Source organism: Arthrobacter sp. zg-Y238 (assembly GCF_024385525.1).
Classification (GTDB): domain Bacteria; phylum Actinomycetota; class Actinomycetes; order Actinomycetales; family Micrococcaceae; genus Arthrobacter_B; species Arthrobacter_B jinronghuae.
The window spans coordinates 235,708-257,114 of the sequence record NZ_JANFLU010000005.1 but is presented as its reverse complement, the minus strand read 5'-3'; the positions used below and the strand labels follow the sequence as shown (position 1 = coordinate 257,114).

The window sequence follows — 21,407 nt, the reverse complement described above, 5'->3', positions numbered from 1 at the left end:
GCCTGCAGGCAGCGACCGCAGGAGCGGCCTATTTGCGGGCGGAAACGCTGCCGTTCGCACGCCAGCGGATGCCGGCATCGATGAAGTCGTCAATTTCGCCGTCGAACACCGCGGAGGTGTTGCCTACCTCGTGCTCTGTACGGAGGTCCTTCACCATCTGGTACGGGTTGAGCACGTAGGAGCGCATCTGGTCGCCCCAGGAAGCCTTGACGTCGCCGGCAAAGGCCTTCTTCTCGGCGTCCTCCTGCTCCTTTTTCAACAGCAGCAGGCGGGACTGGAGCACGCGCATGGCGGCGGCGCGGTTCTGCAGCTGCGACTTTTCGTTCTGCATGGAGACGACCGTGCCGGTGGGAAGGTGCGTGAGCCGGACGGCGGAGTCGGTGGTGTTCACGGACTGGCCGCCCGGACCGGAGGAGCGGAAGACGTCCACGCGGATTTCGTTGTCCGGAATGTCGATGTGGTCAGTGGGCGCGATCAGCGGAATGACCTCGACCGCGGCAAACGAGGTCTGCCGGCGGCCCTGGTTGTCGAACGGGCTGATGCGGACCAGGCGGTGCGTGCCGGCTTCCACTACCAGGGTGCCGTAGGCGTAGGGCGCCTTGACCTCGAAGGTGGCGGATTTCAGGCCGGCCTCTTCGGCGTAGGAGGTATCCAGGACGGTGGTGGGGTATCCGTGCCGTTCGGCCCAGCGCAGGTACATGCGCAGCAGCATCTCGGCGAAGTCGGCTGCATCCACTCCCCCGGCACCGGAACGGATGGTCACCACGGCTTCACGTTCGTCGTATTCACCGGAAAGCAGGGTGACGACTTCCAGCTGGGACAGGGACCTGCGGAGGGACTCCAGTTCCGTCACGGCCTCTGCCTTGGAATCCGCGTCGGCCTCGTCCTGGGCCAGTTCCACCAGGACCTCGAGATCATCGATGCGGGATTCGATGGTCTGAAGGCGTTCCAGCTCCGACTGGCGGTGCGAGAGCTTGGAGGTGATCTTCTGCGCCTCGGAGGGGTCGTCCCAAAGATCGGGGACGCCGGCCATCTCGCTCAGCTCTTCGATGTCCTCTTTGATCTTTGCCACGTCCGAGACCTCTTCAATGGAGGCGAAAGTGGAGCGGAGGGCGCGGATTTCTGCGGGAAAATCTATTTCTGCCATGGTGCTTACAGACTACGCCATGTCCCTGCGCCGCCGCCCGCCGCCGTCGTGCCGGGACGCGCCGGCTCCGGGACGCGCCGGCTCCGGGACGCGCCGGGACGCGCCGGGGCGGATGCGCACGGCGGCGTCCGTGGTCGGCGTTAGATTAAGGGAACGGATATGGAATGTACGCCCTTTCGAAGGAGCCTCTCTTGACCCATCCCGAGCGCGGACGCATGTACAGCCTGGACGAACTAAACGACCTTGCCGAGCAGGGCGATCCCTGGGCCATGGGGAAAGTGGACGAGTGGGAGCAGCACTTCTCCAACGAGTACGTGGGCAACATGAAAGACAGGTGCCCCGACGGCGACTGCGAACAGTTCGGCGAGCCGGTGACCATTTGCTACGGCGAGGACGGCCGGATCCTGGACGTGGACCACGGCGGCTGGGGCCACGGTCCGGTCCGTGAGGCGCAGGAGCAGCGGAAGGCTTCGTAGGATTTCACTGCAGCAGCCGGGCCCGCACCTCATTCACCGCGGTGACGGGGATTTCGTCCGGCACCACCACGCGGGCCAAGGTGCCGGCTTTTGCCTAGGGCCGGTTGGACGAATTCCTCTTCAGCAGCGTGAACAGACCTACTGCAACGAATATCCCGCCTAGGACAAACAGGACCATCGATCCTATCTCCAAACCGGTTGCGGCGAGCCCGGCAACGAGACCGGAAGCCAGACTTACTCCCAGCATCATCCCACCCCCTCTGCTTTGTACTGCGCAGCCCACAAGTCACGATCTTTGCGGGTGATCTTTTTGCGGATGATCTCTCCCCAGGAAGCGAGAATCCATCCGCCGCGTATGCAGGCCAGGAGCTCAATAGGGACTATAAAAACGACGAGAAGGATGTCCCACTTGTCCTTATACGGGACGCGAACGGCAGTCTTGAGGTTGATGGCTACGAACAGTAAGGGCACCAGCAGTCCCCACCAAGCTAATGTCAAGGAATCCAGGTATAGCGCCAGGGAAATTACCATCACCCAGAGCGCCCGGATTGCGGGTCCGAGCAGATTGAGCATCTGGCTAAGCCAGTCCCTTATGGTCAGACGGTTGACTCCGAAGCGAAGCAGATCCTGAAGGGTACCTGCCTGCCACTTCATGCGCTGCCCCCACAGGGACTTCAGGTTCTTCATCCCGTCGGTATATGCCCTGATGGTGGTGGATACATAGGTCTTGTATCCCGCTTCCCGAAGTCGGTAGGTCAGCTCGTAGTCCTCCACAGCACTTTCGTACGACCACGGCCCTTCCCTGTCGTCCCTGGCGGCAATCTCCCTCAGGGCCGTACCGGAGAACGCAGACCCGGCGCCTGCCAGGACATTGGTCCACCCCTGGTTCAGCCCCTGTTGGATGTTGTAGGCGTATTCGGATTTCTGCAGTCTGCACCACAAACCGGGCTGCCGGATGGTGAATTTGGAAGTCGATCCCCCGAAGAGACGCTTCCATGATTCCTTCTCCCAGTCTTCAATGGCATTGGGGACAAGCACAGTGTCTGCGTCCATGGACACCACAAGATCGGAGTCACGGCCATACAAATTCCACCCCCTGTTCATGGCCTCGGACTTGCGGTGTTTTAGGCGGGGCAGGTCCATGACGATTACGGGGTACTTCTTTGCTACGTCCACCGTGTGATCAGTGCATCCATTGGCGATGATGACGATCCGGTCCGGCAGCCGGGTCTGCGCGAGAAGAGACTCAATGGTTTGCCCTATGGTTTCCTCCTCGTTGTGTGCCGGTACTAGTACTGTGATATCGATTTTCTCCCCGCGCACGCGGATCAGCTCCCGGGCCTCGCCCTCGACTACCCCTACTGCATCCACCGGCGGTCCTTCGTGTAGGCACGGGACTGACCGGACATGTCGTCTCCCCCGCGCGAATGGTGCAGTCGGTTTATGGCTGCCGCGTCAGATTAGGGTCGCGGGAGGGTGTTGACGAGAGTAAATACGCGCGCCAGTGGAAAGTCGGGTAGCGCTCCCGCGGTGCCGGATGCGGGGACTCAGTAGTCAGCGGCGCCCGCCCGGGTAAGGGAACGGACTGGAGGCACTGGCCGGTCCGCGAGGCGCAGGAGCAGCGGAAGGCTTCGTAGCTTTTTACTGCAGCAGCCGGGCCCGCGCCTCACTCACCGCGGTGACGGGGATTCCGTCCGGCACCAGGAAATTCACGATCGGCGGATGGACCCGCGCCGCCAGCACCACACGTGCCGTCCGGCCGTCCGCCGTGCCGGTCTCTTCCGTTACCGCAAGCTCCGTGAACCGTTCCTCCGCACCCGTTTCGGCAAGATAACTGCGGGCGGCGCGGCGGACGGCGTCGGCTTCCAGCACCGCCGCCGGACCCGCCCCTGCGGCGGCCTCACCCAGCGAGAACGTGTCGGCCGCGGCCACCGCTGCACCGTCAGCGGCTGAGAGCAGCTTCTTCTGCCCGAGATAGACGGACGACGCCGCCATCACCACTGTGACGGTCAGCAGCGCCAGCACGCAGTACCCGATGATGAGTACCCCGACCTGCCCCCGCTCCCCGTCATCCCGCTGCCCGACCGGCGGTCCTTTCCGTAACCCCCGGCTCATCCGAAGCGCTCCACAACCTGCGTGGACTGGGAATCCACCACTACCGGGGACCCGTCGGTCCACGGAAGCCCGGGAAGCGGCACGGCAAACCGGACGCTGACAGTGACGGTCGACCCGGGCGCCAGACATACCTCGGAGCAGCTGATGTCCATCAGCATGCCGTCGGCCTGCAGCCCGAAGTCGCTCAGCGCGAGTTCCGCCGCATCCGCCGCCTGCTGTTCACCAACCACAGTGTCGGGTGCTGCGGCATAGACCTTGGCGGCGGCGTCGGCCGCACCGACCACCGCGAAGGACGCCCCCTGGATCTGGCCAACGGTAACCACCAGATACACCACAGGCACCAGCAGGATCAGACCCAGGAAAATGAACTCGACGACGGCGCTGCCGCCTTCATCCGGTACCTGCCGGGGCTTCCCCGCTTGCCGGGTTCCTCCCTCACCGCCTCGCCGCATGCCCCTTGACCTCGATTCCGTCACCGGGCCCGATGAAACCGATGACCGGCAGCGGCGCCCGCACCGTGATCTCCAACAGGCGTGCGCCGTCCACGGTCTGCTCTGAGTAGCTCACGTCCCCGGCATATTCCTCGCCGAGTGAGTTGCCGATTACGGCGGCCGTGCGCGCCACGCCGTCCGCCGGGGTGCGGTCTGCCAGGGTGCCGTAGCGCGCGCCCGTGGCTGCGGCGTCGATCAGGGTGTTGCGAACGTGCAGCACCAGCGCCAACTGCACCACAGCCATAAACACCAGGCTCACCAGCGCTCCCACCATCACGAAGTCGACGACGGCGGACCCCCGTTCCCGTTCGGGACCGCGGCCGGCAGCACCGGACCGGCACGTCCGGCCGCATCCCCGGCGACCCTGCCACCGGTTTATGGCTGCACCTGTTCTATTGCGGATTCAAACAGCCGCTCGAGGGCCGGCTGCACCAGGAGCAGCAGTCCGGCCACGAGGATCGCGGACATGAGGGTAATCATCACCCACCCGGGTACATCTCCACGCTCCGGATCCCTTGGGTGCGCTGCCGCCTGGAACTGCCGCACCAGCCGAAACCACCATCCCGCCACCACGGCGAGCGCTGCTTTCCATCTTCGGCCCGCGGTCCGTGTGCCGTCCCCGCGCCTGTTCGCCTTACTACTGGTCATCTCATCTCCATCCCCTCGACATGCTTCCCCTTTGCTTTGCTCCCGGTTTCACTGGTACTCCTCCTGGTTCCTTCTCCTGCCTCACAGCCCCAACCGCAGCAGTGCCAGGCCCGGGAACACCGCAAACAGCACGGTCAACGGGAGGATTCCAAAAACCACGGGCACCATCATGGCTATTTCCTTTTTGCCTGCGGTCTCCATCAGGTCCCGCTTCGCACCGTCCCGTACGTCCTGCGCCTGTGCACGCATAACATCCGCCAGTGGCGTTCCGCGGTCGACGGCAACGGTGACTCCGTCGACGAACCGGGTCAACGGCGCCAGGCGGATCCGGTCGGAGAACTCCTGCAGGGCTGTGGTGAGCGGGTGTCCTGAGCGGGTCAGGGCAAGGACACGGTTGAACTCGTCCGCCAATTCACCCTGCGCAGCGGCGGAAACGCGTTCCAGCGCTCCGACGGCGCTTTCCCCGGCGCTGACGGCTAGCGCCATCATTTCCGCCAGGCTGGGGAATTCCGCCAGGATGCGGCTGTTGCGCCGTTCAATCTGCCGGGTCAGCAGGTAATCCCGCAGCAGGAATCCCGTAACGGCACAGGCACACGTACCCAAGGCCACCGAGACAAGTCCCATGCGACCGCTGCCGATGAGAAGGGCGCCCACTGCTCCCCCGGCCAGGAACCCGGAACCGGCAAACAAGACCTGCTCTGCCCGGTAATCCGAAACGGACTTGTTCCCGCCGGCCTGCTGCAGCCGCAGCCCGAGGGCCCGGTTGGCCGGAGAGAACCGGGCCATCCGGCGTACGGCGTCGTGGAGCAACGGACGCAGGATCCGCTCCAGCGGGCCGAAAGGCGTGATGTCCGGGGCGGATAGCAGGAGCCCCGACGCGGGGCGCACCGAACGCAGCTGTGGTTCCACCCGAGCAGCGAATGTACTCTGCCGCAGCAGCGGCAGCCGGTGCAGGACCAGCAGCAGTCCAGTGCCCATCAGGGCTCCAGCCAGTACCGCTGCGGCTATCCCGGGCGTCACCGCAGTACCCGCACATCTTCGGGCAGGGCGCCTATCCGCAGCATCAGCCGGTAGCAAAGGACGGAGATGCCGATTCCCGCGACCAGGACCGTCGCGCCGGCAGCGGAGTTGTAGGCTGCAGCTGTCTCCGGGCGCGCCGCCAGCAGCAGCAACACCGCCCAGGGAGCGGCCACGGCCAGCCTCGCCGCGTTGACGGTCCAGGACTGCCGGGCCAGCAGCTCGCTCCGGGTCCGCGCATTCTCGCGCAGAAAACCGGCCAGCGTGCCGAGGAGCCGGCCCAGATCGGTGCCGCCCACCTGGCGGGTTATCCGCAGGGCTTCAATGATGCGGTCCGCCACCGGATCCGCCAGGTTGTCCTTGAGCCGGGTCAGCGAATCCTCGAAGTTGCCGCCGGACCGATAGTCGGCGGCAAATGTCCGGAAGTATCCCCGCAGCTCCTCCGGGCCGTTCCCGGCCAATTGGATGAGTGCCTCCGGAAGCGACAGGCCAGCACGGATTGCGGAGCGCAGGTGGTCGACGACGTCGGGCCACAGTTCCGCCAGCGAGGCCCTCCTGCGGCGTGCCTGCATCCGCACCAACGCGTAAGGCAGCCCCGCCCCGAAAAGCGCGAAGCAGGCTGCGATGGGTAACGACAGCGTCAGGATGAAAAACAGGAGAAGGACAAAAACGCCCGTGACAGCACAAGCCGCGAGGAGTCCGGCAGCCCTGACCCGTTCGATGCCGGCCTGCCGCAGCAGATCGTCCAGGTATCCGGTTCGACGGCGCCGGGACGGGGTATGGGCTGCCGGGATCCAGCAGGACTGCCACAGCAGCAACAATCCCATGCCCAAGGTCAACCCCGCTGCGGCGCTCATGCTGCCGCCCCGAGCAAGGCGGCGATGTTCACGCCGGCAGAGGCGAACTTGTCGGCCGACGGCATGGCCGAAGCCGTCACGGCCAGCTTGCCGTCCACCGGACCGAATACCGGGGACGACTCGATGATCCCGCCTTCCACCCGCCGTCCCAGGGCCAGGATTTCGGTGACCTCGCGTCGTCCTGTACCGGTTCTGGAGCAGTGAACCACCAGGTCGATACAGGAGGCCACCGTTGGAACCACGAAGGCACTGGAAATATTGTTTCCCGCCAGCAGGGGCAGCGTGCACAGCTTGGTTACCGCGTCCCGTGCACTGTTCGCGTGGATGGTGCACATGCCGGGCAAACCCGCGTTAAGCGCAATCAGCATGTCCAGGCTCTCCGCTTCACGGACCTCCCCCACGATCAGCCGGTCGGGGCGCATCCGCAATGCTTCCTTCACGAGCCTGCGCAGCGGGATTTCGCCCTGTCCCTCCAGGTTCGGCTGACGGCACTGCAGCCCCACCACATCCCGCAGTGGGAGCTGGAGTTCGAAGATTTCCTCGACCGTAACCACCCGTTCCCTCGGTCCGATAGACGCAGCGAGACAGTTGAGCATGGTGGTTTTCCCCGCCTGCGTGGCGCCGGAGACGAGGATGTTCAACCCGGCAGCCACGGCGGCGCCGAGAAAGCGGGCGGCTGCCGGAGTCAGCGTGCCCAGCTCCACAAGGTGATCAAGGCGGCGGGCACGGGCCACGAACTTGCGGATATTCACTGCCCAGTGCCGCCTGGTCACGTCGGGGATGGCAACGTGCAGACGGGACCCGTCCGGTAAGGCCGCGTCTACGAACGGGGAGGAAAGATCAAGCCGCCGGCCGGAGGACTTCAGCATCCGTTCCACCAGAAGCCGCACCTGCTCGGAAGTCAGCGTCAGGGAAGTCAGCTCGGACCGGCCGTCCCGTGCGAGATAAACCTCGGAGGGCGAGTTGATCCACACTTCTTCGACCGTGGGATCATCCAGCAGCGGCTGGAGCGCACCGAAGCCTGCTACGGCGTCGAACACCTGCCGGCGAACGGATTCCGGCCGGCCCAGCGGCGGCAGGGTCCCCAGCAGGGAGCGCTCGTCGTAGTCGGAGACGGCAGCATCCACGAGCCGCCGAACCTCCGCGGACTGTTCCTGCGGATCCAGCCCGCGCACACGGATGAGCTCGCGTACCTCGTCTTCGACTATCCGCGCTGCATCCATCGGCATCCCCCGCGATCACCGGGCCATGGCCCGGTACGAGACTGGTTGCGGCCCTCCTCGGGGCCTACGGGCCACACAGTAAGGGCACGGATGCCAGGGCGCGAGCGTAGTTTCGCTGCCTTGTGGATAACCCGCCCAGGCACGGTTTGGGCACTGCTGACCACCCTCTGGGCTACCTGTTCGGCGCCGCTGCGGGGGTATTCGCCCAAAACAGGTACCCGCCGCGGCATGCAGTTTGCGGCGTTGCTCACAGTGGGTGCTATGGCGGTCGGATAGTCTTCATTCTGACCCGGCACCGTTCGCTGGGCGCGAAACACCCTGGAGATATCGTGAACAGACAATCACTCTTCCGCTGGCTGGGGGGTGCGGTTCTGGGCGGTGCTCTGGTGTGCGGTAGCCTGCCGGCTGCCGCCCTGACCACCACGCCCGACCCCGACGGACCGCCTACACCCGCAGCCCCCGAGATCCCCGCATCCCCCGCAACAGCGGAAGAAACCGGCCCCGCTCCCGTTGAGGCAGACCCTGGCGCTCAGGAAGCCGATCATGAGCAGCCCGGCGCCGAGGACACCGCTCCGGCCCCCCAGCCGGCCGCGACGGCGGAGAAGAAGGCTGCCGATCCGGCTCAGGATAGGGCCGAGGAATCCGCAGATCCCCCGGCTGATGCCGTAGGACCACTCGGCGCCCGGATGGGTCAGGGCCTTGAACGCCTGATGGCCACCGGCGATCCGCAGGTGCCCACGGACGAAGAAATCCGCGAGCGCCGGGACGCGGAAGCCGACCCGGAGACACCGGCGGACGTACCTGATCTGGGTACCCCTGCCAAGCTCGACGAAGCGGAGGCGTCCACCGCCACCCCCGCGGAAACGCCGCAGGCCTCCCCCGGCAGTTCCAACGGCGCAGCTTCCCTTTCCCCGGCAGCTACGTGGATGCCGGCGGGAATCCAAGGTCTGGACGTCAGCAGCCACCAGGGCAACGTTGACTGGCAGCGTGCCTGGAACCAGGGCGGCCGTTTCGCCTATGTCAAGGCCACCGAAGGGACGTATTACAAGAATCCGTTCTACGGCCAGCAGTACAACGGTTCCAAGAACACCGGCATGCTACGCGGTGCCTACCACTTCGCTATCCCCACCCCCGGGTCCGCCCGGGCGGAGGCCAACTTCTTCGTGGACAACGGCGGCGGCTGGTCCGCTGACGGCAACACCCTGCCTCCGCTGCTGGATATTGAGTACAACCCCTATCCTGAGCTCGGCAACACCTGCTACAACATGTCAGCCGGGCAGATGGTTTCCTGGATCCGGGAATTCTCCAACACCATCCAGGCCCGCACCGGCCGTCTCCCGATGATCTACACCACCACCGACTGGTGGAGTACCTGCACGGGGAACACTTCAGCGTTTGCGGACCATCCGCTCCACATAGCCAACTACAGCACCGCAGGCGCCGGCCCTATGCCGGCAGGCTGGGGCACTTACAACGTCTGGCAGTACAGCAGCACCGGCCCCTTTGTGGGCGATTCCAATGTCTGGAACGGTTCGACTGCGGACCTGGCGCGGTTCGCGATGAGCGGACCGGCACCGGACCGGACCCGCCGGGTTATCAGTCCCGGGGACTTCAACGGTGACCGCAGGCCTGACCTGCTGACCCGGCGCGCGGACGGCACCTTGTGGTTCCATGCCGGCACCGGCAACGGATCCTTTGGCGCCCCGCGGCAGATCGGCTCCGGCTGGGAGGTCTACAACAGCCTTGTTGCCGTGGGCGACTACGACGGCGACGGCCGCAACGACATCGTCGCGCGCCACGTCAACGGCAGCCTCTACCGTTATTCCGGCACCGGTGTCGTGGATAGCCGGAACGAGGGCTACCGTCCCGCCGTCCAGATCGGCAACGGCGGATGGGGAGACTTCAACCGCCTGATCGGGGTCGGTGATGCCAACAGTGACGGGCGCACCGATCTGCTGGCCACCCGCGCGGACGGTTCCTCCCTGCTCTATCAGGGCACCGGCACCGGACAGCATGGCCCGGCCTTTGGAGCAGGCTCCGATTGGTGGCGTTTCTCCGAACTGGTGGGAGCACGGGACTTCAACGGTGACGGCCGGGTGGATGTGGTGGCCCGCAGCTCCGACGGCAACCTTTGGCTCCGTGCGGGCAACGGCGGCGGTTCCTTCGCCCCGGGCTTCTCCATCGGTACCGGTTGGGACATCTACTCCACGGTCCTTGGAGGCAGCGATTTCAACGGCGACGGCAAGGCGGACCTTATCGGCCAGCGTCAGGACTCCAGCATCTGGTTCTATCCCGGCACCGGTTCCACGCAGGAAGGATATGGTCCGGCCGCACGGGTCGGCACGGTGAACTGGGCTGCAGACCGGTTGGTGGTCCCCACGGCGGACTTCAACTCCGACGGCACACCGGATCTGTTGACCGTGGCCCGTGACGGATTCTTGTGGTTCCACCCGGGCAAGTCCTCCGGAGGCTACGGTTCGGCCCGCAACATCGGCTCCGGCTGGCAGATTTACCAGGAAATCACCGCCGTAGGCGATTTCAACGGCGACCGCCGCAATGACCTCCTGGCCCGCAAACCGGACGGCAGCCTCTGGTTCTACGCCGGTACCGGCAAGGTCACCTCCGCTGATGAGGGCTATGACAGGGCGGTTAAGGTCGGCAGCGGCTGGAACACTTATCGGCAGGTGCTCGGGGCCGGTGATCTCAATTCCGACGGCAAACCTGACCTGCTGGCACGCGACGGTGCCGGCGATCTGTGGCGCTACTACGGGACCGGTTCGGTCTCAGGACGCAACGAGGGCTACAGCAGCGGTACCCGGATCGGCTCAGGCGGGTGGGATGGTTTCACCACCCTCCTCGGTCCCGGTGATTATGACGGCGACGGCCTTTCAGACGTCCTCGCCACTACAGCGGACGGCCGGTTGCTGCTGTACCGCGGCAGCGGGACCGGCTTGCTCGGCGTTATGGAAACCGTCGGCACCGGCTGGAACGCGTATTCCCCGCTGCTCGTCACTTCGCCGTCGGAGTCAGGCGCGTTCCGTCTGGGCGGCGTCGCAAACGGAGTGCTGTGGGAGTACCGCGGCACCGGGATGGCCGCACAGGGTTACCGGACAGCAACCCCGACCGGTAGCCTTCCGGGCTAGCTAACACCGCAAGCGTCCCAAAAGCACGAGACCTCCCGGCCCTGCGGCAAGTCCGCCGGACCGGGAGGTCTTCTGCTTTATTTCCTCGGATTCAGGCGACGCGGGGGGCCTTGTTCTGTGCGAACACAAAGTGTTTGTAAAGAAAGTAATTCCAGACGGTCATCATGGCCGTCGATGCGACTTTGCCAAGCATGTAGCTGCTGCCTACCGCCTCAAATCCGGAAACTATCAGGCTGGCGGCAACTGTATTGAAGAGCACCAGGGCCACGTATTTGACGAAGCTGGTTCCACGGGCGCCGGACCCGGCAAAAGTGAAGAAACGCGACAGGAGATAGTTGGCCGCAAAACTGGTGAGGAAGGCGATGGGCGTGGCCAGCCAGAGCTCCACACCAAAGTATTCGTGCAGGAGGACCAGCAGGAAAAAGTCCACGGCGAAGGAAACCCCGCCGACCAACAGGTACCTGCCGGCCGGGCCGAGGATGAGGTTCCGTAGCCGGGAAGCGGGCGAGGTTATCCTGCCGCGGTACGGCTCCGGATGCGGTGAGGCGGGCGGGCGTAGCCCAAGATCCTTGTCATTGGACATATACGGACTCAGCTCCTGGGGCTAACGGCGGGACCTGCCGGCGGGGAATGAGTTCCTCGTTCCGAACGATCAGTAGCGGACCCGAACGCCCAATGCTCCTATAGCGCACGGGCAGGGTCGGATACGATGTTAGCACCATGGCCATAACTGACGTACGACGAACCCCCATTACCAAGCTCCAAAACCGCTGGTCTTTTCGCGGGTTTGCCGCAGCCTTCGGGTTGTTTTTCGCCCTAGGGTCAATCTGGTCCTTCGCTTCTCCTGTGTCCTCGTATCCCGATGAGCTGGCACATGTCATCAAAGCGGCTGCAGTCGTCAACGGTCAGTGGCACGGCCAGGATAGCGGCGGGCAGGGCGAAGAAGCAGTGGTTGACGTACCCGCGTACCTGCAGGACTACCCCAAGCCGCCTTGCTTTGCTTTCACCCCCAAGGTAACCGCTGACTGCACTCCGGAAATCGGTACTGCGACCAACGATGTTCAGTTAACAACATCAGCGGGAAATTACAACCCCCTTTACTACTCGATTGTCGGGCTGCCCTCTTTGGTCCTTGCCGGAGACACAGCGTGGTATGCCATGCGGCTCATCAGTGTCGCCCTGACATCGCTCTTCGCCGCGGCATCGGTGTCCTCGATCCTGTCCCTTCGGCGTTTCAGGACCACTCTGGCCGCGTTTGCCGTGTCCTGCACGCCGATGGTGCTCTACCTGACCGGCGGCCTGAATCCGCAGTCGCTGGAGATTGCGGCCACCACGGCGGTCTTTACCGCAACGTTGGCAGTCATGGAGCGAAGTAGGAACCGGGAAAATATCCGCCCCTACCTGGTGCTGTTGACCGTTTCTGCCGTAGTTCTTGCCAACACCCGTGCCGTATCCCTGGTCTGGCTGGCCCTGGCTGTCATCGCCGCAGTGCTGCTGGGCGGTGCCAGCAACCTCAAGATGCTGCTCGCAGACCGCGGGGTACGCCTGGCCGGGTACATCTGTGCCGCCGGCTCCGCCGTTGGACTTTTATGGCTCCTGACCGCCCAGACCTTCCAAAGCCTGACCGGAAGCGGCGAACAGATCAGCAAGGGCCAGGCGTTCCTCACCATGCTTGACCGCACGTTCGACTACGCCACGGCCTACATAGGCATGTTCGGTTGGCTGGACACGCCTGCCCCGAACGGTGTCTACGCTTTCTGGGGCTTCCTGATGGTGGGCCTCGCGGTGGCTGCTGCCTGTGTCCGTCCGGCTTCCCGCCTCGCCGGCCCCGCACTGCTTCTGGCGGCAATAGTGCTTCTGCCCCCGGTCATGCAGTCCGCGGTGATCGGGGACGTGGGCTATATCTGGCAGGGGCGCTACATCCTGCCGCTCGTGGTGCCGTTCCTCCTGGCCTGCGGCTACGCCCTTCGTGACGTTGAACTGTCCCGTACGCCCTTCTTTGCACGACTGAGGGCACTGCTCTTCTGGCTCGCCGCCGGTGCGCAGGTGTATGCGTTCGTGTATGTGCTCCGGCGCTACACCGTGGGGCTCGCCAGAGACGCAAACTGGCTGCCGATGCTCCAGGGGCCGCTTTGGCAACCGCCCGCCGGGTGGATAACATGGGCTGTTGCTTATGCTGCGGCCCTCGCCGTTGCAGTGGTGCTGCTCCTCCGGACTCTCCGCGCACAGTCCTCCGGGCACCCGCAGGACCCAGAAGCCGCTAACAAAGATAAGGAATCAGAGACACTTCCATGTTCATGACGGAACCACCCCGAGTACTCGTGATCATGCCGGCCTGGAACGAGGGTGAGACCGTCGGGGACACCGTCCGGGAAGTCCTCGCCCAGGGCAAAGGCTACGACGTATTGGTGGTCGACGACGGCTCGTCCGACGACACCGCACGTCTGGCAGGTGAAGCCGGGGCCACTGTGTTGAAGCTTCCGTTCAATCTCGGTGTCGGCGGCGCCATGCGCGCCGGCTTCAAGTATGCCAAGACCCACGGCTACCAGACTGTCATCCAGGTCGACTCCGACGGCCAGCACGACCCGCGAGACATCGAACGTGTTGTCCAGGGACTGCAGCACGCCGATATTTCCATCGGCGCACGTTTTGCCGAGGAGGGCGACTACAAGGTTACGGGCCCGCGCAAATGGGCCATGTCCTTTCTGGCTGCCGTGATTTCCCGACTCGCCAAGACCAAGCTGACGGACGTGACCTCCGGTTTCCGGGCGGGAAACGTCCGGGCCATCAACCAGTACATTGACCACTATCCGGCAGAGTACCTCGGGGACACCATCGATTCCCTCGTGGTGGCCATCCGGTCAGGATGCGCCGTCGCCCAGGTGCCCGTGACCATGAGGGTTCGACAGGGCGGCGTCCCGAGCCACAACCCGGCAAAATCCGCTGTATACCTGCTTCGTTCCGTATTTGCCCTGTTCCTTGCGCTTACCCGCCGCAAGTCCCAGGTTCCGTCAGATAAGGCATAATTATGGCTGTTTTCGCTGCGTTTGTTTTCTCCCTTGTCATGTTTGTGCTGGTGCTGGAGATGCTCCGGCGCAAAAAGCTGCGGGAAAAGTATGCGGTTCTGTGGCTCCTGGTCGGAGGCGGGTCGCTGATTCTTGCAGGGTGGCCGCAGCTACTGGCACTCGTGGCCGGCTGGCTCGGCGTCCAGGTCCCCTCCAACCTGCTGTTTGCCATGAGCATCGTGCTGTTGATAGGAGTGGCCCTCCACCTGTCGTGGGAGCTTTCCGTCGTCGAAGACGAGACGCGTATCCTTGCCGAAGAAGTAGCCATTCTGAACACGGCGCTCAAACAGCTCCAGGGAGAAGTCCGTTCCCCGAAAGACCCAGGACAAAGCGGCACCGGTACCGGGCACCCGGTCCCTCCCGCAGCCGGAGACCGGCTCTGATCAGGCAGTAAACAGGAAGGGCCCGGATCGACGATCCGGGCCCTTCCTGTTTACTGCCTGGCGAAGCGTCACGCTCAGAGCTGCGCTGGGCCTCTTAGCGACCCTGGTCGAGTATGTTCAGCAGATACTGCCCGTAGCCGCTCTTGACGAGGGCCTCAGCACGGACACGCAGTCCTTCATCAGAGAGGAAACCCATCCGCCAGGCGGTCTCCTCGGGTGCTCCGATTTTTAGGCCCTGTCGGCTCTCGACCGTGCGGACAAAGTTGGAGGCGTCATTGAGCGAATCGAAGGTGCCGGTATCCAGCCACGCGGTGCCCCGCGGCAGGACTTCCACGTGCAGGCGCTGCTGTTCCAGGTACACCCTGTTGATGTCGGTAATCTCCAGCTCACCGCGCGGAGACGGCTTCAGCTCCCTGGCTATATCGACGACGTCGTTACCGTAAAAGTAAAGCCCCGGAACGGCGTAGCTGCTCTTCGGCTGCTCCGGCTTCTCCTCCAGGGACACCGCACGGCCGTCGGCGTCGAACTCCACAACACCGTAGGCCCGCGGATCGCCCACCCAGTAGCCGAAGATGGAGCCGCCGTCGACGTCGGCAAACCGCCGCAGCTGCGTGCCCATTCCCTGGCCGTAGAATATGTTGTCGCCCAGCACGAGGGCCACGCTGTCGTCGCCAATGTGCTCCGCCCCGATAATGAAGGCCTGCGCCAGACCGTCCGGTTCCGGCTGCCGGGCGTAGGTCAGGTTCACGCCGAACTGGGATCCGTCGCCGAGCAGGCGCTGGAACTGCTCGGCGTCATGCGGAGTGGTGATAATCAGGATGTCGCGGATTCCGGCCAGGATCAGCGTGGACAGCGGATAGTAAATCATCGGCTTGTCGTAGACCGGCACCAACTGCTTGCTGATGCCTAGGGTGATGGGGTGAAGCCTGGATCCGGTCCCGCCGGCGAGTATGATTCCGCGCATACGGCTATCTTCGCCGGTGACGGAGACGGGGCGCAAATCCGGTAACCTTGGGGACTATGAAGCGGATACTTGTCACCGGCGGCGCCGGGTTCATCGGATCAAATTTCGTTCACTATGCACTCGCCGAAACAGACGCTCATATAACGGTTATCGACAAGCTTACCTATGCGGGAAACCTCGATTCCCTGGCGGGCCTCCCCTCCGACCGGTTCGAATTTGTCCACGGCGATATCACCGATGAGCCCCTCGTGGAAAAGCTTACCGAGGCCTCGGACGCGGTAGTCCATTATGCGGCGGAATCGCACAACGACAATTCCCTGCATGATCCCCGGCCTTTTCTGGACACGAATATCATCGGCACGTACACGCTGATTCAAGCCGCGCGGAAATTCAATAAGCGTTTCCACCACATATCCACGGACGAGGTATACGGCGACCTGGCTATTGACGACCCCGCCCGCTTCACCGAAAACACCCCGTACAACCCCTCCAGCCCGTATTCCTCCACCAAAGCGGGGTCCGACCTGCTGGTGCGCGCGTGGGTCCGTTCCTTTGGCCTCCAGGCGACCATCAGCAACTGCTCCAATAACTACGGCCCTTACCAGCATGTGGAGAAGTTCATTCCGCGCCAGATCACTAACGTGATTGACGGCGTCCGCCCAAAGCTCTACGGGGCGGGTGAAAACGTCCGCGACTGGATCCATGCCGACGACCACTCTTCCGCGGTCCTGACCATCCTGGAACACGGACGCATCGGCGAGACGTACCTGATCGGCGCCGACGGGGAAAAGACCAACAAGGAAGTCGTTGAGCTGATCCTCGAGCGCATGGGACGGGACCGGGACGATTTTGAACACGTGACCGACCGGCCGGGACATGATCTGCGGTACGCCATCGATTCCACAAAGCTCCGAACCGAGCTGGGATGGAAGCCGCGTTTCTCGTCCTTCGAAACCGGACTCGACAACACCATCAAGTGGTACTTGGACAACGAGTCCTGGTGGCGCCCCCGCAAGGCGGAAACCGAGAGCCGCTACCTGGAGCAGGGCCAGTGACGCCTGCTGACGAAGCGCCCGGCATCTTCGCCAAGGCGCTGGCCGCGCATCCCACGCCCATTCCCGGCGTCGTCGTATTTGACCTTCCGGTGCACGGCGACAACCGCGGGTGGTTCAAGGAAAACTGGCAGCGCAGCAAGATGGCGGCACTGGGCCTTCCCGACTTTGGTCCCGTGCAGAACAACATTTCCTTCAACGAGACTGCCGGCACCACCCGCGGCATCCATGCAGAGCCGTGGGATAAGTACATTTCCGTAGCGACTGGCCGCGTTTTCGGCGCCTGGGTGGATCTGCGGGAAGGCCCGACATTCGGCCGCACGTTCCACCACGTCCTGGATCCCTCGCAGGCGATATTTATCCCGCGGGGCGTGGGCAATGCTTTCCAGACGCTGGAAGACGGGACTGCGTATACCTATCTGGTCAACGACCATTGGAGCGCCGACGCTCAGGAAAAATACACCTTCCTGAACCTCGCGGATCCCACCGCGGCTATCCCCTGGCCCATCCCCCTCGACTCCGCAGAGACCTCAGCCAAGGACAAGGCCCATCCGTTCCTCCCTGAGGTCGCCCCCATGCCAGCCAAGCGCGTGCTTGTCCTGGGCGCGGGCGGCCAGCTCGGTACGGCCCTGCGGTCCCTTTTCGCTGACCGCGGCGATACCGTATTCGCCGCGCGGGCCGACTTCGATCTGGCTGACCCTGCTGCCTACGACGCCGTCCGCTGGCAGGATTACGAAGTCGTCATCAACGCCGCCGCCTATACTGCCGTTGACAGCGCAGAAACACCATCCGGGCGCAGGGACGCGTGGAACATCAACACGTCCGCCGTGTCCCGGCTGGCGCGGATAGCAGCAGAGCACCGGATCACGCTGGTCCATGTTTCCACCGATTACGTTTTCGACGGAACTTCGGCCAACTACCGCGAGGACGACCAGGTCTGCCCCTTGGGCGTGTACGGCCAGACCAAGGCGGCAGGTGACGCCGCAGCGGCCACCGCGCCGCGCCATTACATCATCCGCACCAGCTGGGTGATCGGAGAGGGACATAATTTCGTCCGCACCATGGCGTCGCTGGCGTCCAAGGGCGTCGCCCCGTCTGTGGTCAATGACCAGATCGGTCGGCTCACGTTCGCCGAGGATATCGCTGCCGGCATCCGGCACCTGCTGGATACGCGCGCACCTTTCGGCACCTACAACCTCACCAATGACGGCGAGCCCGGTTCGTGGGCCGACGTCGCGGCCGCGGTCTACCGGCTGGCCGGCGCCGACCCTGCAGCCGTGACCGGGGTGAGCACCGAGGAATACTTCGCGTCCAAGCCCGACGCCGCTCCCCGCCCGCGTAACAGCGTCCTGGATCTGGCCAAGATCAAAGCCACCGGTTTCAGCCCCCGCGATGCCGGCCAAGCCCTCGCCGCCTACCTCAACGGCGAGTAGCTGGGACGAACTGATAGAAACAGGGATGCCCCGCCGCTGCAGCGGCGGGGCATCCCTGATTCCGTAGCGCGTCCGGCTCAGTCCTGGAGTACCCGGTAGGTGTATACCGGACTGCCCGACCACTGCAGGGTGCGCTCGGCTTGGAGACAGTCAACCTGCAGTTCTGTGGTCGAGGCAATATGCCCCAGCTCCGGCATGGCGTCCGCAAGGACACAGGGGTCAACCTGGACAAAGGTCACGTCAAACCCGTTGGTAGTGATGTTCGTTTCCGCTCCCGGCGCCCAGTTGAAGGGAACATAGCCCCCGCCGCGGTTCCAGGCTTCTTCGAACTCATTGTCCGGATCCAGGCGTTGCCACATCTCCATGTCAGGCCCTGAGCGCTGCAGCCCGGACAGGGTAGGCACGCCGTTTGCCAGGCTCACGGTGTCGAAGGAACCCAGGTTTGACGCCCAGAAGGTGCCGTTGTCCCGCGCTTCGGTCCCTGCTTCATAAAGGACTTTCGCTGTTTCCGATTCGCGCAGGTCCCCGAGACCGAACACCAGCGGGTTGGCCCGGTAAACCGGAAGCGCCGCAAGCACCACCGCGAGGGCCACGGGCCAGCTGCGGTGCGGATACCGCGTCACGCAGAGAACCACCACGGCGACGGCAGCCCCGGCAACAGGAATGACGAGAAAGCGCATGTCCGGCAGATACTGTGCCTGCATCTGGGACGCTGCATACGCCGTTACGGCTCCGGAGATGAGGGCAGCCACAACGGCGGTTTTCCAGCGCCGGCCGTCCACCATGGAAAGGAGCAGGCAGACGGCAATGACTCCAAGCACGCCCACCACCTGGGCGGACCGCACCGAAGGCACCAGGTTCAACAGGGGAATTTTCTCGCCCAGGCTTCCCAGGTCCACCAGGCACCAGCCCAGCCACACCAAACCGAACGCCAGGACAGTCCATGCCGCTATGCCGCGGCGCGCGGAAGGAACAAGCCTGCTGCCGGCCAGCAGCACCGCAATCCAGATGAAGGCTACGGCGAAAGAGGTCGACAGTTCGCTGGCGTTGGCCTGCACGGGCACGGAACCGTTTTGCAGCGGCGACAGTGCCGGAGCACCGAACAGCAGGGCGAAAGGCTGTGCCTCGGCGGAGGATCGGCGGGAACCCGGGTAAACCGTGCTGAACAGGGCGTTGAGTCCCTCCGAGTTCTCCACCAGGATGCCGATTCCGAAGACGACCGCCGTGACTCCAGTGAGCAGGACCGGACGGATACGGGTCCACAACGAGCCGGCACGGGTCAGGATCCATAGGGTGGAAGCCACCAGCACCGGCAATCCGAGCACCAGCGACCACGGTGTGTAAAAGGATGGCATCCCCGCGATGAGTATTCCGCCGGCCAATCCTGCCAATGCGGCCACAAGGCGCTGGCCGCGGTTGAAGCGGTGGTACGCCGTGATCATCAGGCTCGACCCAGTCAGGGTATAGGCGATCAGGGCCACGGGCATCATGGACCACCAGGCGACGCACGGCGAGAGAGCGATTAATCCGGCAGCCAGCCATCCCATCCGCCTCGTGCCGCCTACCTGCTCGAACCACTTCGGCATCATCAGCAACAGGAGGAGGACAGGAAGCCACCAGTGAGCAGCAAAGACGTTCGCGTCCGGCAGGAATCCAGCCAACTTGAGCAGCCCTGAATCAAAGAACACGAAGGATTCGAAGAAACCGCCAGAGGTAAACCGGTGGACAAGGTCTGCCCTTGCACCCATGGCGCTCAGCGTGGGGGCACCGCCCGTGGCCATGACTGACAAGGCGATCGGCGAATAGGCGTTGTACTCATCCGAGCGGATCCCGCTGGAGAGCCCTAGCTGTGTACCGAGGGGATTCTCCGGATCCTGCCGCAGGTGGCCCATCCCGATGGAGGACGTCGTGGCGCCCAAAAGCACCATAACGGCGTAGGCGGCCACCACGACAACCCGGAGGGCGTTGTCACCGGTTCGGAGCCATTGGAGGACAGGCTGCAGCACAGCACCGGCCCGATCGGCGGCACGTGTTGTCTTCAACATTGGTTATGTGACCATTCCGCGGGCACGGCCCGCTGTGTGACTTAGGTAGTGCTGGCTACGACGTTTTCCTTGCCCATGCGGCGACGCAGCCCCAGGTAAACCAGCCGGCGGGCGTAGGCGTTGGCAAGTGCGAGGGCATTGCCCCGGCGAACGTCGGCTGGTGAGACAGCCTCGGGATGCGCGGCCAGGATCGCCCGGTGCAGGCCGGCAGCCTGTTCAGCCTGTGCCTTGGCCAGCCGGACGCTCCACTGGCTCGCGCTGATCCTGAAGCTGGCGAGCGTCTGGGGAACGGCCACACAGTCACCGGAGCGCAGCACGCGCACGTACGCGGTCTCATCGATCATGTAAGGGAAGGTGTCGTCCCACCAGCCGTCGGCCAGGGCATCGCGCCGAAGCAGGACTGCGGCGGGTTCACCGAAGATATTGGTGCCGCTGCGTACGGTCGCGCGAACGGCGTCCCGTCCGCTGACCAGGCCCTCGAGGCCGGCCAGTCCACGTGAGGCGATGACCGGTGCTCCGTGCGCGTCAACCACCGCACGCTTGCTCGCCACCATCACTGCGCTGGGATGTTCCTGCGCAGCCGCCATCTGGATTTCGAGGGCTTCGGGTGCAATGAGGTCATCGCCGCAGACCAGCTTGATCCACTCGCCCTCGGCATGCTGGCTCACACGGTTCCAGTTCGCTTTGGCGCCCCCGCCGTGCGGCGTGGGGCTGAGCACCCGGATCCGGGGGTCACCGGCGAAGGACTGGATGATTTCCGACGTACCGTCAATTGAGCTGTGGTCAGCGATGACGACTTCGAAGTCCGGGTAAGTCTGTGCCGTCACGGACTCCAGTGTCGCGGCCAGATAGGCGGCGTTGTTGTAGGCCGGAATGACGATGGAAACGCGGGGACTCATGCTTCGTCCTCTTTCTTGGAACCGGCACTTGGCACGGGTCCGGGTTCCGGGGATGGTTTGCGCCTAAACGAAAAGTACTTATGACCGAAGTAGTTGATGAAGACCGTGGCGCAGGTGATGACAATCTGGGCCGGGATGCGGGGCGCGCCCAGCATGTCCGAGGCGACGAAAAGCAGCACCATGTTCACCAGCAAAGCGGTGAGGTTTACCGTCGCAAACCGTCCCAGGTCCGCCAGGACGTGGCCTGACACCCGGAACACCAGCTTCCGGTAGACAAAGAAGACCGCCACGAGGGATATCAGCCAGGCGGTTCCCAGCACAACAAAGGACGGAACATGCCTCCCGAAGAGCAGGTCCAGCCCGATGAAGAGAAGGGTGCTGAAGACGGTATTCGCGCCGCCGACCAGCAGGAAGGCGACCTTTTCCGTCTTCAGGAGCCGCATCAACGG

At 64.1% G+C, this 21,407-nt stretch carries 21 protein-coding genes; 7 read left to right on the top strand and 14 right to left on the bottom strand.

All coding sequences use genetic code 11. From position 1 onward, the window contains the following. Positions 1 to 28: 28 nt before the first annotated feature. On the bottom strand, positions 29 to 1,147 hold the full coding sequence (prfB, locus tag NNX38_RS06175; RefSeq protein ID WP_255797204.1) for a peptide chain release factor 2: 1,119 nt from the start codon (positions 1,145 to 1,147) through the stop codon (positions 29 to 31). Positions 1,148 to 1,338: 191 nt separating this feature from the next. Between prfB and NNX38_RS06170 the strand changes: the two genes are divergently transcribed. Further along, positions 1,339 to 1,623, top strand: coding sequence for an antirestriction protein ArdA (locus NNX38_RS06170; RefSeq protein WP_255797203.1), 285 nt, complete (start codon positions 1,339 to 1,341; stop codon positions 1,621 to 1,623). Between the two features lie 246 nt (positions 1,624 to 1,869). Here NNX38_RS06170 and NNX38_RS06165 read toward each other — a convergent pair whose 3' ends face one another. From NNX38_RS06165 to NNX38_RS06130, 8 genes are all read right to left on the bottom strand, one after another. Next, on the bottom strand, positions 1,870 to 2,994 hold the full coding sequence (locus NNX38_RS06165; RefSeq protein ID WP_255797202.1) for a glycosyltransferase family 2 protein: 1,125 nt from the start codon (positions 2,992 to 2,994) through the stop codon (positions 1,870 to 1,872). Positions 2,995 to 3,264: 270 nt separating this feature from the next. Beyond that, the gene (locus NNX38_RS06160; protein ID WP_255797201.1) at positions 3,265 to 3,738 is read right to left on the bottom strand and encodes a pilus assembly protein TadG-related protein; all 474 of its coding nucleotides are present in this window, start codon (positions 3,736 to 3,738) and stop codon (positions 3,265 to 3,267) included. Beyond that, the gene (locus tag NNX38_RS06155; RefSeq protein ID WP_255797200.1) at positions 3,735 to 4,190 is read right to left on the bottom strand and encodes a hypothetical protein; all 456 of its coding nucleotides are present in this window, start codon (positions 4,188 to 4,190) and stop codon (positions 3,735 to 3,737) included. The genes NNX38_RS06160 and NNX38_RS06155 overlap by 4 nt, the downstream gene beginning before the upstream one ends. Next, positions 4,174 to 4,608, bottom strand: a complete 435-nt coding sequence (locus tag NNX38_RS06150) for a TadE/TadG family type IV pilus assembly protein (RefSeq protein WP_370646377.1) — start codon at positions 4,606 to 4,608, stop codon at positions 4,174 to 4,176. The genes NNX38_RS06155 and NNX38_RS06150 overlap by 17 nt, the downstream gene beginning before the upstream one ends. Next, positions 4,605 to 4,877: a hypothetical protein gene (locus tag NNX38_RS06145; RefSeq protein WP_255797221.1), complete on the bottom strand. Its 273-nt coding sequence runs from the start codon at positions 4,875 to 4,877 to the stop codon at positions 4,605 to 4,607. The genes NNX38_RS06150 and NNX38_RS06145 overlap by 4 nt, the downstream gene beginning before the upstream one ends. Before the next feature lie 81 nt (positions 4,878 to 4,958). Further along, positions 4,959 to 5,855, bottom strand: coding sequence for a type II secretion system F family protein (locus NNX38_RS06140; RefSeq protein WP_255797199.1), 897 nt, complete (start codon positions 5,853 to 5,855; stop codon positions 4,959 to 4,961). Positions 5,856 to 5,893: 38 nt separating this feature from the next. Next, the gene (locus tag NNX38_RS06135) at positions 5,894 to 6,751 is read right to left on the bottom strand and encodes a type II secretion system F family protein (protein WP_255797198.1); all 858 of its coding nucleotides are present in this window, start codon (positions 6,749 to 6,751) and stop codon (positions 5,894 to 5,896) included. Then, positions 6,748 to 7,974: a CpaF family protein gene (locus NNX38_RS06130; RefSeq protein WP_255797197.1), complete on the bottom strand. Its 1,227-nt coding sequence runs from the start codon at positions 7,972 to 7,974 to the stop codon at positions 6,748 to 6,750. Before NNX38_RS06130 ends, NNX38_RS06135 begins: the two co-directional genes overlap by 4 nt. Positions 7,975 to 8,303: 329 nt before the next feature. Here NNX38_RS06130 and NNX38_RS06125 point away from each other — a divergent pair, with 329 nt between their 5' ends. Then, entirely contained in the window at positions 8,304 to 11,117 is a 2,814-nt protein-coding gene (locus NNX38_RS06125; RefSeq protein WP_255797196.1) for a GH25 family lysozyme, read from the top strand. 91 nt (positions 11,118 to 11,208) lie between these two features. Here NNX38_RS06125 and NNX38_RS06120 read toward each other — a convergent pair whose 3' ends face one another. Beyond that, positions 11,209 to 11,700 (bottom strand): GtrA family protein, encoded by a 492-nt coding sequence (locus NNX38_RS06120; protein ID WP_255797195.1) that lies wholly within the window; start codon positions 11,698 to 11,700, stop codon positions 11,209 to 11,211. 137 nt (positions 11,701 to 11,837) lie between these two features. Between NNX38_RS06120 and NNX38_RS06115 the strand changes: the two genes are divergently transcribed. Genes NNX38_RS06115 through NNX38_RS06105 form a run of 3 tightly spaced genes read left to right on the top strand, consistent with a single transcriptional unit; the run spans position 11,838 to position 14,565 of the window. After that, positions 11,838 to 13,418, top strand: coding sequence for a DUF2142 domain-containing protein (locus NNX38_RS06115; protein ID WP_255797194.1), 1,581 nt, complete (start codon positions 11,838 to 11,840; stop codon positions 13,416 to 13,418). Continuing rightward, positions 13,409 to 14,143, top strand: coding sequence for a glycosyltransferase family 2 protein (locus NNX38_RS06110; protein WP_370646375.1), 735 nt, complete (start codon positions 13,409 to 13,411; stop codon positions 14,141 to 14,143). The genes NNX38_RS06115 and NNX38_RS06110 overlap by 10 nt, the downstream gene beginning before the upstream one ends. 2 nt (positions 14,144 to 14,145) lie before the next feature. After that, positions 14,146 to 14,565: a DUF2304 domain-containing protein gene (locus tag NNX38_RS06105; protein ID WP_255797192.1), complete on the top strand. Its 420-nt coding sequence runs from the start codon at positions 14,146 to 14,148 to the stop codon at positions 14,563 to 14,565. A gap of 94 nt (positions 14,566 to 14,659) precedes the next feature. On the opposite strand, the gene rfbA is transcribed toward NNX38_RS06105, so the two are convergent. Then, entirely contained in the window at positions 14,660 to 15,529 is an 870-nt protein-coding gene (rfbA, locus tag NNX38_RS06100) for a glucose-1-phosphate thymidylyltransferase RfbA (protein WP_255797191.1), read from the bottom strand. 56 nt (positions 15,530 to 15,585) lie between these two features. Between rfbA and rfbB the strand changes: the two genes are divergently transcribed. Together rfbB and rfbD are read left to right on the top strand one after the other, a co-directional pair. After that, positions 15,586 to 16,584 carry a dTDP-glucose 4,6-dehydratase gene (gene rfbB / locus NNX38_RS06095; protein ID WP_255797190.1) on the top strand — a complete coding sequence of 333 codons (999 nt, stop codon included), beginning with the start codon at positions 15,586 to 15,588 and terminating at the stop codon, positions 16,582 to 16,584. After that, positions 16,581 to 18,014, top strand: coding sequence for a dTDP-4-dehydrorhamnose reductase (rfbD, locus tag NNX38_RS06090; RefSeq protein WP_255797189.1), 1,434 nt, complete (start codon positions 16,581 to 16,583; stop codon positions 18,012 to 18,014). The genes rfbB and rfbD overlap by 4 nt, the downstream gene beginning before the upstream one ends. A 77-nt stretch (positions 18,015 to 18,091) precedes the next feature. Here rfbD and NNX38_RS06085 read toward each other — a convergent pair whose 3' ends face one another. From NNX38_RS06085 to NNX38_RS06075, 3 genes are read right to left on the bottom strand one after another with little or no spacing between them, the layout of a single operon-like run. Then, complete coding sequence (locus NNX38_RS06085; protein WP_255797188.1) at positions 18,092 to 20,059, bottom strand: hypothetical protein; 1,968 nt, start codon at positions 20,057 to 20,059, stop codon at positions 18,092 to 18,094. A 41-nt stretch (positions 20,060 to 20,100) separates the two neighbouring features. Further along, positions 20,101 to 20,958, bottom strand: coding sequence for a glycosyltransferase family A protein (locus NNX38_RS06080; RefSeq protein ID WP_255797187.1), 858 nt, complete (start codon positions 20,956 to 20,958; stop codon positions 20,101 to 20,103). Then, entirely contained in the window at positions 20,955 to 21,401 is a 447-nt protein-coding gene (locus NNX38_RS06075) for a GtrA family protein (RefSeq protein WP_255797186.1), read from the bottom strand. The genes NNX38_RS06080 and NNX38_RS06075 overlap by 4 nt, the downstream gene beginning before the upstream one ends. Positions 21,402 to 21,407 lie beyond the last annotated feature (6 nt).

Excerpts from the sequence above, each read along its gene's own strand:
- prfB (WP_255797204.1), bottom strand. The coding sequence starts at position 1,147 with ATGGCAGAAATAGATTTTCCCGCAGAAATCCGCGCCCTCCGCTCCACT.
- NNX38_RS06160 (WP_255797201.1), bottom strand. The coding sequence starts at position 3,738 with ATGAGCCGGGGGTTACGGAAAGGACCGCCGGTCGGGCAGCGGGATGAC.
- NNX38_RS06155 (WP_255797200.1), bottom strand. The coding sequence starts at position 4,190 with ATGCGGCGAGGCGGTGAGGGAGGAACCCGGCAAGCGGGGAAGCCCCGG.
- NNX38_RS06145 (WP_255797221.1), bottom strand. The coding sequence starts at position 4,877 with ATGACCAGTAGTAAGGCGAACAGGCGCGGGGACGGCACACGGACCGCG.
- NNX38_RS06140 (WP_255797199.1), bottom strand. The coding sequence starts at position 5,855 with ATGGGCACTGGACTGCTGCTGGTCCTGCACCGGCTGCCGCTGCTGCGG.
- NNX38_RS06135 (WP_255797198.1), bottom strand. The coding sequence starts at position 6,751 with ATGAGCGCCGCAGCGGGGTTGACCTTGGGCATGGGATTGTTGCTGCTG.
- NNX38_RS06130 (WP_255797197.1), bottom strand. The coding sequence starts at position 7,974 with ATGGATGCAGCGCGGATAGTCGAAGACGAGGTACGCGAGCTCATCCGT.
- NNX38_RS06120 (WP_255797195.1), bottom strand. The coding sequence starts at position 11,700 with ATGTCCAATGACAAGGATCTTGGGCTACGCCCGCCCGCCTCACCGCAT.
- NNX38_RS06115 (WP_255797194.1), top strand. The coding sequence starts at position 11,838 with ATGGCCATAACTGACGTACGACGAACCCCCATTACCAAGCTCCAAAAC.
- NNX38_RS06110 (WP_370646375.1), top strand. The coding sequence starts at position 13,409 with ATGTTCATGACGGAACCACCCCGAGTACTCGTGATCATGCCGGCCTGG.
- NNX38_RS06105 (WP_255797192.1), top strand. The coding sequence starts at position 14,146 with ATGGCTGTTTTCGCTGCGTTTGTTTTCTCCCTTGTCATGTTTGTGCTG.
- rfbA (WP_255797191.1), bottom strand. The coding sequence starts at position 15,529 with ATGCGCGGAATCATACTCGCCGGCGGGACCGGATCCAGGCTTCACCCC.
- rfbB (WP_255797190.1), top strand. The coding sequence starts at position 15,586 with ATGAAGCGGATACTTGTCACCGGCGGCGCCGGGTTCATCGGATCAAAT.
- NNX38_RS06085 (WP_255797188.1), bottom strand. The coding sequence starts at position 20,059 with ATGTTGAAGACAACACGTGCCGCCGATCGGGCCGGTGCTGTGCTGCAG.
- NNX38_RS06080 (WP_255797187.1), bottom strand. The coding sequence starts at position 20,958 with ATGAGTCCCCGCGTTTCCATCGTCATTCCGGCCTACAACAACGCCGCC.
- NNX38_RS06075 (WP_255797186.1), bottom strand. The coding sequence starts at position 21,401 with ATGCGGCTCCTGAAGACGGAAAAGGTCGCCTTCCTGCTGGTCGGCGGC.